This is a genomic window from Kocuria sp. JC486 (assembly GCF_011602805.1).
In the GTDB taxonomy this organism is placed as follows: Bacteria; Actinomycetota; Actinomycetes; order Actinomycetales; family Micrococcaceae; genus Kocuria; species Kocuria soli.
Genome location: NZ_JAAOZS010000019.1, coordinates 21214 through 34412 on the forward strand (window position 1 = coordinate 21214; position 13199 = coordinate 34412).

Annotated in this window: 10 protein-coding genes and 1 tRNA gene; all 11 read right to left on the reverse strand. The window is 67.2% G+C overall.

Going from position 1 to position 13199, the window contains the following annotated elements:
* Nucleotides 1-9: 9 nt before the first annotated feature.
* The 11 genes from GWK18_RS09990 to GWK18_RS10040 all read right to left on the reverse strand — a co-directional run bounded on the left by GWK18_RS09990 (nucleotide 10) and on the right by GWK18_RS10040 (nucleotide 13015).
* Complete coding sequence (locus GWK18_RS09990) at nucleotides 10-852, reverse strand: hypothetical protein (RefSeq protein WP_166835004.1); 843 nt, start codon at nucleotides 850-852, stop codon at nucleotides 10-12.
* A 298-nt stretch (nucleotides 853-1150) separates the two neighbouring features.
* A complete protein-coding gene (locus GWK18_RS09995; protein WP_166835006.1) occupies nucleotides 1151-1609 on the reverse strand; it encodes a GNAT family N-acetyltransferase in 459 nt (152 codons plus the stop codon).
* 90 nt (nucleotides 1610-1699) lie between these two features.
* Nucleotides 1700-1773: transfer RNA gene (locus tag GWK18_RS10000), tRNA-Pro, on the reverse strand.
* Between the two features lie 168 nt (nucleotides 1774-1941).
* On the reverse strand, nucleotides 1942-5391 hold the full coding sequence (locus tag GWK18_RS10005; RefSeq protein ID WP_166835008.1) for a pyruvate carboxylase: 3450 nt from the start codon (nucleotides 5389-5391) through the stop codon (nucleotides 1942-1944).
* Between the two features lie 328 nt (nucleotides 5392-5719).
* A complete protein-coding gene (gene der, locus GWK18_RS10010) occupies nucleotides 5720-7288 on the reverse strand; it encodes a ribosome biogenesis GTPase Der (protein WP_166835010.1) in 1569 nt (522 codons plus the stop codon).
* A 48-nt stretch (nucleotides 7289-7336) separates the two neighbouring features.
* Complete coding sequence (cmk, locus tag GWK18_RS10015) at nucleotides 7337-8035, reverse strand: (d)CMP kinase (protein WP_166835012.1); 699 nt, start codon at nucleotides 8033-8035, stop codon at nucleotides 7337-7339.
* Complete coding sequence (locus GWK18_RS10020; protein ID WP_348535923.1) at nucleotides 8017-9096, reverse strand: prephenate dehydrogenase; 1080 nt, start codon at nucleotides 9094-9096, stop codon at nucleotides 8017-8019. The genes cmk and GWK18_RS10020 overlap by 19 nt, the downstream gene beginning before the upstream one ends.
* A 100-nt stretch (nucleotides 9097-9196) precedes the next feature.
* Entirely contained in the window at nucleotides 9197-10354 is a 1158-nt protein-coding gene (locus tag GWK18_RS10025) for a pseudouridine synthase (protein ID WP_166835014.1), read from the reverse strand.
* Nucleotides 10355-10617: 263 nt separating this feature from the next.
* Nucleotides 10618-11223, reverse strand: coding sequence for an SMC-Scp complex subunit ScpB (gene scpB / locus GWK18_RS10030; protein ID WP_245193184.1), 606 nt, complete (start codon nucleotides 11221-11223; stop codon nucleotides 10618-10620).
* Complete coding sequence (locus GWK18_RS10035) at nucleotides 11220-12122, reverse strand: ScpA family protein (RefSeq protein ID WP_166835016.1); 903 nt, start codon at nucleotides 12120-12122, stop codon at nucleotides 11220-11222. The genes scpB and GWK18_RS10035 overlap by 4 nt, the downstream gene beginning before the upstream one ends.
* Nucleotides 12122-13015 carry an AAA family ATPase gene (locus GWK18_RS10040; protein ID WP_166835018.1) on the reverse strand — a complete coding sequence of 298 codons (894 nt, stop codon included), beginning with the start codon at nucleotides 13013-13015 and terminating at the stop codon, nucleotides 12122-12124. Before GWK18_RS10040 ends, GWK18_RS10035 begins: the two co-directional genes overlap by 1 nt.
* Nucleotides 13016-13199: the final 184 nt, after the last annotated feature.

Below are 13199 nucleotides of genomic sequence, written 5' to 3' on the forward strand. Positions count from 1 at the left end.
CTGTATCGGTTAATTTGTCCGCAGGATGTTTCGGAGGCGCTGGCCGAGCGCGAGCTTGAGTTTGTTCAAGCCGATGTCGGTCGTCTCATACTTCAGGGTTCGCAGATGCTGCAGGTCGAACGGAATCTCATCAGCGAGCTGCGTAAGCGGGATGCACTTCCGACCCAACGTGTGTGCGATACCGGTTTCGTAAAATACGTTGGCATTGTGGCTTGTGTAATCGGTTATGACGATTCTGGCACGCCACAGCAGGCCAACAATGTCATCCATGATCGAATCTTCGTCCCAGATCGAATCTGCACGTTCGCATTGCAAACCGGCGTCGTAGACGGCTTGCTGGATTGCCTCCCAGACCGGCTGGAACTCACTCCCGAATGGCATCATCACAACGACCAAGTTGTCGTCTATCGGACCGTCCGGAAACTTGAGGTAATTGCGACTGGGGCGGACTACCTCACTTGAGTGCCGAATTTCGAGCAGAGTGCGGTAGAGGTCGATGTCTTTGACCATGAGCCTGGTCCTATGGAAGCCCCATGCGTCCGCGACATCGAAGGCGTTCTGGTTGGCCAGAAGCTCGTTAACGGGGATTGGGTCGATGTTCGCGTTAGGGGTAAACTCCAGCATGTAGCTCGTGCCGCTCGGCGTAATGCGGCTCAGTGTTCCCACTGTGGCCACATCGGATGAGCCCTGTGGGCCCACTTCGGGCAGGGCAAGTGTCGGTAACTTCAGTAGCTCGGTAAAATCGCCGTTAGCCACATTCAGACGATACTTGATATGGGTCGAGGTGCCCTCCATCAGGCGATCCTTGGAGAGCAAGCCGCCGACGGGCAGACCAACCAGCATGTTGAACATGGCGTTACCTCTCTTACTACTTTCCTCGAATATGCGGGTCGCTCCGCAACGATAACTCAGAGATGAATCGGTCCGGGTTCTGTGCCACTACGGTGCGGGTTCAGCCTCTCGGGTGAGCGCCTCGTCATGGAGCGTTTCGAACTCTATCGGGGTGAGCATCCCGATAGAGCAATGGAGACGCCGCCTGTTGGGCCGGTCATCGGTGCTCGCACTCTTGTGGTCGACGCAGCCCTCGGTTCCTGCAAGGTCGAAGGTACGCAGGAATGGCCAGCTTGCATTCTGGCGGGGGTTATAGCTGCTACATAGAGCGGGTCATGACGTGCACGTCTGGTCGATCAGACTGCTCCATCTCAATGAATCCCGCGCGGGCATAGGTGCGGATGGCCGGTTCGTTACCGACCATCACGTTCAACCGCAGCTCCATTGCCCCAAGCTCCCGCGTCTTCTCCATGGCGAGGCCAATTAGCACATGAGCGAGACCGTGACCGCGGCGTGCAGGATCGATGAGAACCCGACCGATTCGGGCGGACTGGCCGTCCAAAGTGAGATCGAAGTGCCCGAGCGCCGCGTCAGTATCGTCTGCTACGAGCATCCAGGCGCTGAGGCCGCTGCCTTCCATTGTCGACAGTTGCCCCGAGGTCAGCGGCCAAGTCATACGCGGACCCGTGAACAGATGCAGCGCCTCTACATCGGGTACCCAGCCGACTACGGTTTCACAATCAGCTGGAGTACGTGTGCGCAGGTGGTGCGGGCTCATTGGTGCGTCACTTTCTCGAACCTTGCGATCACTTAGGGCCCGGATACGACAATGCCCAGGTAAGAGGAGTCTCTCACCTGGGCAAAAATGTCGGGATGACAGGATTTGAACCTGCGACCCCTTGACCCCCAGTCAAGTGCGCTACCAAGCTGCGCCACATCCCGTGGGCGGCGGACCGCCCAACCTGTGCTTCACAAGACGGTCAGACCGCCTCAAGCACCCGCCATACATTACCCCAACGGCCGGGGGATTTCACATCGCCGGGCCGTGGGAACCGGAACGTCCCGGCGCCCCCGATCGGAGGGCGCCGGGACGTCAACTTCGAACCAGCATCAAGCCGGATCGATCTCCACCACCAGGTCCCCGCCGGCAACCGGCGAGGGCCCCGTGATGACCACGCGCTTGACCGTGCCGCCCTGCTGCGTGGTCACGGAGGCCTCCATCTTCATGGCCTCAATGGTCGCCACCCGATCACCGGCGGAAACCGAATCGCCCACGGACACGGTCGCCGTGATGGACCCCGCGAACGGTGCCGCCACGTGGCCGGGGTTGGCCGGATCGGCCTTCTCCGCCTCCACGTGATCCGTGGCCACGGAGGTGTCCCGGATCTCCAGCATGCGCATCTGACCATTCAGGGTGACCATCACGGTGCGCATGCCCTTGTCGTCGGCCGGGCCGATGGCCTGCAGGACCACCAGCAGACGCACGCCCTTGCCCAGGGAGATCACGTGCTCACGCTCCGGCATCAAGCCGTACAGGAAGTCACGCGTGTGCAGCACGGAGACGTCGCCGTACTGCTTCTGCTTGGCCTCGAAATCCGCCGTCGGGCCAGGGAAGAGCAGACGGTTCAGCGTCGCACGGCGCACGGCCGACTCACCACCGAGTCCCTCCAGGTCCTCGGAGGACAGCTCAGCCAAGGCCGGCTTCTCGTGCCGCCCCTCCAGAGCCTTGCTCCGGAACGGCTCCGGCCAGCCGGCTGGCGGGGTGCCGAGCTCACCGTTGAGGAAGCCGATCACCGAATCCGGGATGTCGAACTTCTGCGGGTTCGCCTCGAACTCCGCCGGGTCCACGTCCATGCCCACCAGCTGCAGCGCCAGGTCACCGACCACCTTGGATGACGGCGTCACCTTGACCAGGTGGCCCAGCATGCGGTCGGCGGCGTAGTACATGTCCTCGACCTGCTCAAACTTCTCCCCCAGCCCCAGCGCAATGGCCTGCTGGCGCAGGTTGGAGAGCTGGCCACCCGGAATCTCGTGGCGGTACACGCGACCGGTCGGCCCGGACAGCCCGGATTCGAACGGCTTGTAGATCCCGCGGATGATCTCCCAGTACGGCTCCATGTCGCACACGGCCTGCAGGGACAGCCCCGTGTCCCGCTCGGTGTGCGCCAGCGCGGCCACAAGAGCCGACGCCGAAGGCTGCGACGTCGTTCCCGCCATGGTCGCGGTGGCAACGTCCACCGCATCCACGCCGGCGTCGATCGCGGCCAGCAGCGTACCGATCTGGCCACCCGCGGTGTCGTGGGTGTGCAGGTGAACCGGCAGGTCGAAGCGCTCACGCAGCGCGGTCACCAGACGACGCGCGGCCTCCGGACGCAGCAAACCCGCCATGTCCTTGATCGCCAGAATGTGCGCCCCGGCATCCACGCACTGCTGCGCCAGATCCAGGTAGTACTCCAGCGTGTAGACCTCTTCGGCCGGATCCAGCAGGTCCGAGGTGTAGCACAGCGCCACCTCAGCCACCGCGGTACCGGTCTTGCGCACGGCCTCGATCGCAGGTGTCATCTGCGAGACGTCGTTGAGCGCGTCGAAGATGCGGAAGATGTCGATCCCCGTCTCCGCAGCCTCCTTGACGAACGCGTCCGTGACCTCCGTGGGGTACGGCGTGTAGCCCACCGTGTTCCGCCCACGCAGCAGCATCTGGATGGGGATGTTCGGCATCGCCTCACGCAGGTACCGCAGGCGCTCCCACGGATCCTCACCCAGGAACCGCAGCGCGACGTCGTAGGTCGCCCCACCCCAGGCCTCCATGGAGAACAGGTTCGGCAAGGTGTGGGCGTACGCGGGTGCCGCGGCCAGCAGGTCGCGGGTACGGATGCGAGTGGCCAGCAGGGACTGGTGCGCGTCACGCATGGTCGTGTCAGTGACGGCGACGGCGGTCTGCGCGCGCAGCTTGGCCGCGAACCCTTCAGGGCCCTCGTCCAGGAGGACCTTCCGCCAACCGTCCGGCGGAGTGTGCTCACCCGGGCCGTCAAAGGGCGACCGGTCCGGGTCCTCGACCTTGTCACCGGGGAATCGTGGCAGCTTGGTACGGGGGTCGATGCCCTCGATGCGCTCACCGTTGGGCTTGTTGACCGTGACCTCGGCCAGGTAGGTCAGGGCGCGGGTACCGCGGTCGGCGGTGCCGCGCGCCTCGAGCAACTCGGGGCGGCGCTCGATGAAGTCCGTGGTCACGTTGCCGGCCAGGAACTCCGGGTCCTCCAGCACGGACTGCAGGAACGGGATGTTGGTGGCCACGCCGCGGATGCGGAACTCGGCCAGGGCACGGCGGGCGCGGTGCACGGCGGTCTGGTAGTCGCGGCCTCGGCAGGTCAGTTTGACCAGCATCGAATCGAAGTGCGGGGAAATCTCCGCGCCCGCGTACACGGTGCCGCCGTCGAGCCGCACGCCGGAGCCACCCGCGGAACGGTAGGCGGTGACCTTGCCGACGTCGGGCCGGAATCCGTTGGCCGGGTCCTCCGTGGTGATGCGGCACTGCATGGCGAAGCCGCGGACGTGCAGTTCGTCCTGCACGATCCCGATGTCGGCCAGGGTCTCCCCCGCGGCAATGCGCATCTGGGCCTGGACCAGGTCCACGTCTGTGACTTCCTCGGTCACGGTGTGCTCCACCTGGATGCGCGGGTTCATCTCGATGAACACGTGCTCACCGGCGCGCTCCCCCACGGTGTCCAGGAGGAATTCGACCGTGCCCGCGTTGACGTAACCGAGTTCGCGGGCGAACTTCACGGCGTCGTTGTGCAGCGCCTCCCGGACCGCAGGGTCCAGGTTGGGTGCCGGGGCGATCTCCACGACCTTCTGGTGACGCCGCTGCAGGGAGCAGTCACGTTCGAACAGGTGAACGGTCTCCCCCGTGGCGTCAGCCAGGATCTGGACCTCGATGTGGCGCGGGCGCAACACGGCCTGCTCCAGGAACACGGTCGGATCACCGAAGGCGGTCCCGGCCTCGCGCATGGCGGCCTCAAGTGCGTCGGGCAGGTCCTCCTTGGTCTCCACCCGGCGCATACCGCGACCACCACCGCCGGCCACGGCCTTGACGAAGATCGGGAACCCGATCTCGTCCGCCACCGCCAGCAGCTCCTCCGGGTCCGACGACGGCTCGGAGTCCTTCAGCGTGGGAATGCCCGCCTTCTTGGCGGCCTTGAGCGCGGCGACCTTGTTGCCGGCAAGGTCCAGAACATCGGCGGCGGGGCCGATGAACGTGATCCCGTTGTCTGCGCAGGCCTTGGCCAGACCGGCGTTCTCAGAGAGGAAGCCGTAGCCGGGGTACACGGCGTCGGCCCCGGACTCCTTGGCCACGCGGATGATTTCGTCCACGTCCAGGTACGCCTTGACGGGGTGGCCCTCGGAGCCGATCCGGTAGGCCTCGTCCGCCTTCTGGCGGTGAATGGAGTTGCGGTCCTCGATCGGGTACACGCCCACGGTCTTCGCACCCAGCTCGTAGGCGGCTCGGAAGGCGCGAACGGCGATCTCGCCGCGGTTGGCCACCAGGATCTTCTTGAACACAGGCACTCCTTCTTCCGGGGCTGGCCGGGACGTACCCGTTCGGGCGCCGTCAGCCCCTGCTGCAGTTTCAGTGCGGGCCGCCTGCACGTCGTCGGGCAGGCGAAGCGGTGGCACCAGTCTACGGTGACACCTGTCCATGACGTGACCGCCACCGCATTTCCGGGCCTCTGGAGTTCTTCATGCCAGCCCAATGTGTCGGCGTCGTAACGGTGTCCCTGGCCAAGGCGGCACCTGAGAAATCCCTCCCCTGTAACGACGGCGGTGGGGCACCCGAGAAAGGTGGCCCACCGCCGTCGTCGTGATGAGGTCAGGCTGATGCCCGCCCCATTCAGCGCTTGTTGCGCGGCCGCCGTTCGCGGACGCGCATGGCCACCTCGATCGGGGTGCCTTCGAAGCCGAAGGTCTCCCGCAGGCGGCGGGTGATGAAACGGCGGTACCCCGGATCCAGGAACCCGGTGGTGAACAGCACGAACTTGGGCGGGCGGGCGGATGCCTGCGTGCCGAACAGGATGCGGGGCTGCTTGCCACCGCGCAGCGGGTGCGGGTGTGCTGCGACCAGCTCGCCCAGGAACGCGTTGAGGCGCCCCGTGGGGATGCGGGTGTCCCAGGACTCCAGGGACTTCTCCAGTGCGGGCACCAGCTTGTCCTTGTGCCACCCGGTCTTGGCGGAGATGTTCACGCGCGGGGCCCAGGCCACGTGGGCCAGGTCCTTGTCGATCTCCCGATCCAGGTAGTACCGGCGCTCCTCGTCCAGCAGGTCCCACTTGTTGAAAGCCAGGACCAGGGCACGGCCGGAGTCGATGGCCATCTGCAGGATGCGGACGTCCTGCTCGGCCAGCGGCTCGGAAACGTCCAGGAGGACCACGGCCACCTCGGTGCGCTCCAGGGCAGACTGCGTGCGGAGGGAGGCGTAGTAGTCCGCGCCCTGCTGCATGTGCACGCGGCGGCGGATACCGGCCGTGTCCACAAAGCGCCAGGGGCGGCCACCCAGCTCGACCATCTCGTCCACCGGGTCACGGGTGGTGCCGGCCAGCTCGTTGACCACCACGCGCTCGGCACCGGCCAACTTGTTGAGCAGGGAGGACTTGCCCACGTTCGGACGGCCGATCAGGGCCACGCGGCGCGGACCGCCGATCACCTCGGGCTCAGCCACCTCGGAGAACTCGGGCAGGATCTCGAACAGGGCGTCCAGCAGGTCACCGGCACCCTTGCCGTGCAGCGCGGAGACCGGGTACGGCTCCCCCATGCCCAGGGACCACAGCTCGGTGGCCTGCAGTTCCAGCGCGGGCGAATCGCACTTGTTGGCCACCAGGATCACAGGACGCCCGGCACGGCGCAGCATCTTCACGATGGCCTCGTCCGTGGCGGTCACCCCGACCACGGTGTCCAGGACCAGCAGCACGGCGTCCGCGCGCTGCACGGCCAGTTCCGCCTGGTCGGCCACGGTCTTGTCGATGCCGCGGGCATCCGACTCCCAGCCACCGGTGTCCACCATGGTGAACGGGCGGCCGAGCCATTCTGCGCTGTAGGACACGCGGTCGCGGGTCACACCGGGGACGTCCTCCACCACGGCCTCACGGCGGCCGATCACGCGGTTGACCAGCGTGGACTTGCCCACGTTCGGGCGACCCACCACGGCGACCACGGGCGCGGGCTTGCGGGTCAGGGCACCGAACTCGTCGTCTTCCCAGTCGCCCAGGAGCGCCAGGTCCTCGTCGTCCAGGTCGTAGTCCTCGAGGCCTGCGCGGAGGGCTTCGGCGCGCTGGTCGGCCTCGTCGTCGTCGATGGCGTTGAGGCGCTCGACGACGTCGTCGTCTTCACCGCCCAGCACGGACTCGACGTAGGGGTCGACCGGGCGCTGCCACGGTTCAAGATTGGGGGTGGGGTTCTCAGTCATCGAGGACCCTCCTCTCACTAAAGCTTTTACAAAGTGTGGGGCCTGTGATCAGGCAAGTTCAGGAACGGCGCGCAGGACCAGGTCCATGACGGCCTGCACGGACTGCTCCAGGTTCAGTTCCGAATTGTCCAGGGTGGTCACGCCGTCGGCCGCGGTGGAGAAATTGACCACGGTCGAGTCCTTGGCGTCGCGTCCGACCACCTGCTGCCGCAGTGCCTCGGCATTCTGCGAGCCACCCAGCTGGGCGCCGCGGCGGTTCATGCGCGCCTGCTCGGAGGCCACCAGCAGGATGCGGACATCGGCATCCGGGGCCACCACGGTGGTGATGTCACGGCCTTCGGCCACGATGCGCCGCCCGGAGTCCTCGATCACCTGCCGCTGACGGTCCACCAGCACCTCACGGGCCGCGGGCACGGTGGCCACGGAGGAGACGTGCGAGGTGACCTCCGGGGTGCGGATCGCGTCCGTCACGTCCGTCTCCCCCACCTGGACGGTCTGGTGGTCAGGGTCCGTGGAAATCTCCACGGGGGCGTTGCGGGCGGCGTCGACGACGGCAGCCGGGTCGCTCAGGTCCACGCCCTGGTCCAGGGCCCACCACGCGACGGCCCGGTACATCGCACCGGTGTCCAGGTACCCGAGGTCCAGGCGGCGGGCGATCTCCTTGGAGACCGTGGACTTCCCGGAACCCGAGGGCCCGTCGATCGCCACGACGACCTGAACTGGATCCGTCACTGGACCACCTTCCATCCGTTTGCGGTGAGAGCTTCCACGAGTTCGTCCCGGCGGTTGGGCTCCACCGACACTTCTGCCAGACCCACCGGTTGCCCGGGTGAATGGTCCAGGCGCAAGTCTTCCAGGTTGATGCCGATCTCCCCGATGAACGTGAGCAGGTGCGCGATGGTCCCGGGGATGTCGTCCACCAGGACCGTCAGCTGTGCGAAGGCCTTGGGCGCGCCGCCGTGTTTGCCCGGAATGCGTGCCTGCCCCGCGTTGCCTTCGGCGATCAGCTGGGCCACGTCCAGGCGCGCACCCGGGGCGGTGGGTGCTTCCAGCGTGGTGATCAGGCGTTCCAGGTCCTCGCGCACCCCGTGCAGCGCCGGGACCAGGGAGGACGCATTGGCGCTGAGGATCTGCACCCACAGGCCCGGGTCCGATCCGGCGATCCGCGTGGTGTCTCGCAGCCCCTGACCCGCCAGGGCCAGGTGGTGCAAGGCGGTGTCCTGCAGGCGGGAGGCCAGCAAGGAGGACATGACCTGCGGCAGGTGGGAAATCAGGGCCACGGTGTCGTCGTGTTCCTGCGCGGACATTTCGGTGACCGTGGCACCCAGTTCCACGGCGAGCGCCTTCACCAGCCGGCGGGTGGACGGAGCTGTCTGCTCGGCCGAGCACAGGACCCACGGCATGGAGGTGAACAGCTCACCGCGTGCGGCCACCGGCCCGGACTTCTCCCGCCCGGCCATGGGGTGCGAGCCCACGTAGCGGGCCAGATCGGCTCCGGCCTCTTCCAGCCCACGCAGCACGGCACCCTTGACGGAGGCCACGTCCGTGACGACGGCGCGCGGGAACTCCCGCAGCGCTGCCGCCACCAGGTCCACCGTGACATCCGGCGGGGTGGCCACGACCACCAGCTGCGGGTCGCCCATCTGCCCCGGCCAGGCGCGTTCGCTCAGGCCCGCGCCGATGTCCTCCCCCACGGCTTCCGCCGTCGGTGAGGCGTCCCGCAGCCAGGTGTCGACTCCCAGGTTGCGCAGTCCCAGGCCGATCGAGGCGCCCAACAGCCCGGCGCCGACGATCAGGACCGTGCCCACGGGGGCGTTGGTCGCCGTCGTCGCTGATTCGGGTACCGAGGATTCAGGCTCCGTCGATTCCGTCAGGGAATCCGCGTCCCGCCCTGCGTCAGCGACCACGTCAGCTGCTCAGTCCGACGGAGGCGAGCAGGTGCCCCACCTCGGTCTTGGACAGGTCGCGGACCACGCCCTGCTTCTGGTTGCCGATGCGGATCGGTCCCACCTGGGTGCGGACCAGCCGCTCCACGGGGTGCCCCACGGCGTCGAAGAGGCGACGCACAATGCGGTTGCGACCCGAGTGCAGGACGACCTCCACCAGGATGTGCCCCGGGACGGAGTCGACCAGGCGGAAGGAGTCGACCTTGGCGATGCCGTCGTCGAGCATGATCCCTTCCTTCATCTGATCGCCCACGCCCTTCTCCATGGGGCCGCGGACCTGCACCAGGTAGGTCTTGGGGACCTCGTAGGAGGGGTGGGTGAGGCGGTTGGTGAGTTCGCCGTCGTTGGTCAGCAGCAGCAGACCTTCGGTCTCGATGTCCAGGCGCCCCACGTGGAAGATGCGGTGCTGGTGACGGTGTGGCACCAGGAAGTCGGAGATGCATTGGCGGCCCTCCTGGTCTTCCATGGTGGAGACCACGCCTTCGGGCTTGTTGAACGCGTAGTAGACCAGCTTGTCGTCGAGCTGGATGGGCAGCCCGTCCACGGTGATCTCCGCGGTCTTGGGGTCCACGCGGACGCCGAGCTCCGTGACCACGTCGCCGTCAACGGTCACGCGGCCCTCGGAGATCATCTCCTCGCACACGCGGCGCGACGCAACGCCGGCGTTGGCCAGCAGCTTCTGCAGGCGCACGCCCTCGGCGTCGTGGACCTCCAGGCGGTCCACCGGCGGGTTCTTGGGACGACGACGACGGTGCGGCCCGTAAATGGCGACCTTGTCCGGCATCTTGCGGCCGTAGCGGTCCGTGTTGGCGTAGGGGCGGTCGCCACCCTGCTGCGGGGCGCCGCGCTGCGGGCCCTTGCCCGCGGGGGCCTTGGAGTTGCGGGCGGGTCCGGACTTGGCCGAACCGGGTTTGCCTGCACCCGGCTTGCCCGGGCCTGACTTGCCGGCCGGGCCGCGGGAGCCGGGCTTTCCACCCGGGCGACCTGTACCTGCTTTGCCGCCGGGACGGTTGCCCGGGCCACCCGATCCGGGTTTTCCGCCGGGGCGCCCCTGGCCGCGGCCGGATCCGCCCTGACCGGGGCGTCCCCCGCGGTTGTTGTTCTGTCTGTTCTCAGCCATGTCTCACTGTCCTGTTTAGGTCTGTGGTGGAGTTCGCGCGGAGGATGGCTCATCCGGTCCGCGTGGGGCGCCGTCGTCGTGAATGACGGACCGCAGGATCCCGCCCCGTGAATCGCGTCAAAGGGTGGGGATTGCGAGGCGCCGCAAAGCCCCAAGTCTACCGCCAAGCCCCCACCAAGTCCCGACCACACCGGTAGCTGTCGATCACACCGCGGACACCCGGTGTGGTCGCAATCAGCGGTGTGGTCGCGGCAAAGAGGCGGTTACGCCTGGAACTCGTCGAGTTGGTCCACGCCCGGCAGGTGCGGGGAGATCTGGGGCAGCTCCTCCAGGGAGTCCAGCCCCAGCTTCTCCAGGAAGTACGGGGTGGTCGCGTAGAGCAGAGCCCCGCTGATCGGGTCCCGGTCCACCTCCGCCAGGAGCCCACGGGCCACAAGGGTCCGGACCACGCCGTCCACGTTGACCCCGCGAATGGCGGAGACCCGGGCCCGGCTCACGGGCTGGCGGTACGCGACGACGGCCAGCGTCTCCATCGCGGCCTGACTCAACCGGGAGGTCTGCCCCTCGAGTACGAAGGCCTGGACCAACGGGGCGAATTCGGCGCGGGAGTAGAACCGCCAGCCCCCGCCCACCTTTCGCAGCTCGAATCCACGCGGCACACCGCCTGCCGGGCCGACGCCGTCGTACTCGGCTCGGAGGGAATCCAACGTGGCACGGACCTCGGCCACGGGAATGGACAGTGCCTCGGACAGGTCGAACTCGCTCACCGGGCGGTCAGCCACCATGAGCACGGCCTCCAACGCGGCGGCCAGTCCGCCGGGCACGGTGTCCGGATCGAGCGTGACGGGCTGTGACGGTTCGGCGCTCAAGACGCCACCTCCTCGGCCGTGACCGGACCGGCCGCGGCGTCGTCCTCAGGGAGCGCAGGGCGGTCGTGTTCGTCGGAGAGCCGCGCGGCGGTCCAGTCCTCGTCGGCGGTCCAGGTGACCCAGAGTTCGTCCAGGGGCGCGTCCTGCCGCAGGTCCACGGCGCGGTCGCGGAACAGTTCCAGGATCGCCAGGAATCGCACGACGACGACCAGCACCGACTCCGCCTGCGCGATCAACGCGCTGAACCCGTGCTCCGCCCCGTCCTCAAGGAGCAGACGCAGTTCCTCCGCCTCCTGCCGGACGGTCACCGCGAATCCGTGGAGGTGGTCCGTGCCGACCTCCGTGGGGACCTCCGCGCGCGGCTCAAAAGCCTTGCGGGCGATCTCGGCGAACTGTTCCGGCGTGGTGCGCCAGACGAGTTCGGGCAGCAACGACGCGAACTCCGGATCCAGGGGCACGGACCGGGCCTGACGCGCCGATTCGGTGCGCATGGAGTCCGCCATGAGGTGGGAGACGTCCTTGAACGCCTTGTACTGCAGCAGCCGGGCGAACAGGAGGTCGCGGGCTTCGAGCAGTGCCAGGTCTTCGTCGTCGTCGACCTCCCCGCGGGGCAGCAGACGGGCGGCTTTGAGGTCCAGCAGCGTTGCGGCCACCACCAGGAACTCGGATGCCGCATCCAACGCCGCGGGCGAATTCTCCAGGCGCAGCGCACGGACGTACTCGATGAACTCGTCCGTGACCACGGACAACGCCACGGTGGTGATGTCCAGCTCGTGCTTGCCGATCAGCCCCAGGAGGACCTCGAACGGCCCGGCGAAGTTCTCCAGCTCCACCGCGAACCCGGAGGACAGACCCGGTGAGAGCTCACCGGAGTCCACCTCGGGCACCAGCGTGCTCATCAGGGAGCGCCGCCGCGGGAGATCAGCTCGCGGGCCAACTGCCGGTAGGCCTCCGCACCCGGGTGGTTGGTGGCGAAGGACAGGATCGGCTCGGCCGCGACCGTTGCGTCCGGGAACTTCACGGTGCGCTTGATGACGGTGTCGAAGACCTTGTCCCCGAAGGCCTCCACGATCCGATCCAGCACCTCCCGCGAATGCAGGGTGCGGGAATCGAACATGGTGGCCAGGACGCCGTCGATCACCAGCTTGGGGTTGAGGCGGTCCTGGACCTTCTCGATCGAGTCCACCAGCAGCGCGACGGCGCGCAGGGCGAAGAACTCACAGATCAGCGGGATGATCACGCCGTGGGAGGCGGTCAGCGCGTTGACGGTCAGCAGACCCAGGGAGGGCTGGCAGTCAATCAGGATCACGTCGTAGTGGTCCTCGACCTTGCGCAGCGCGGAGGCCAGCACCTGCTCTCGGGCCACCTCGGAGACCAGCTGCACCTCGGCCGCGGAGAGGTCGATGTTGGCGGGCATGAGGTCGATGTTCTCGACCTCCGTCTCCAGGATCACGTCCCAGGGGTCCACGCCGCGTTCCATCATCACGTTGTAGATGGTTTGGTCCAGCTCGTGCGGGTTCACGCCGAAGCCCGCGGACAATGCGCCCTGCGGATCGAAGTCCACCATGAGCACCTTGCGCCCGCATTCGGCCAGCGCGGCCCCCAGGTTGATGGTCGACGTCGTCTTCCCCACGCCACCCTTCTGGTTGACCATGGCGATGATTCGTGCCGGGCCGTGCGAGTCCAGGGGCGCAGGATCCGGGAAGGTCCGTAGCGGTCGACCCGTGGGGCCCACCTTGCCCGAGCTGGCGTCGTCCAGTTCCGGGAACCGGTCCTCGCTCTTGCTGCTCACTCGCGTACTCTCCTCGGAATCTCGGAAGTCTCTTTGTCTGTGCACGGCACTGCACCCGCGCAATCACGGGTTCACCGGGGGAAGGCGGCGGCGGCCAGCGCACACGCTCCGGGCCAGACTACCGCCGAGGGCAGTTTTGCGCAGAACCGGTGAGGAGGCCCAGAACGAGCACTGACCGGTGAGT

Bases quoted from the DNA above. Each gene is read 5' to 3' on its own strand.
- cmk (WP_166835012.1), bottom strand. From the start codon at position 8,035: ATGGAAGGTGGTCCAGTGACGGATCCAGTTCAGGTCGTCGTGGCGATC.
- GWK18_RS10025 (WP_166835014.1), bottom strand. From the start codon at position 10,354: ATGGCTGAGAACAGACAGAACAACAACCGCGGGGGACGCCCCGGTCAG.
- der (WP_166835010.1), bottom strand. From the start codon at position 7,288: ATGACTGAGAACCCCACCCCCAATCTTGAACCGTGGCAGCGCCCGGTC.
- GWK18_RS09990 (WP_166835004.1), bottom strand. From the start codon at position 852: ATGTTCAACATGCTGGTTGGTCTGCCCGTCGGCGGCTTGCTCTCCAAG.
- GWK18_RS09995 (WP_166835006.1), bottom strand. From the start codon at position 1,609: ATGAGCCCGCACCACCTGCGCACACGTACTCCAGCTGATTGTGAAACC.
- GWK18_RS10035 (WP_166835016.1), bottom strand. From the start codon at position 12,122: ATGAGCACGCTGGTGCCCGAGGTGGACTCCGGTGAGCTCTCACCGGGT.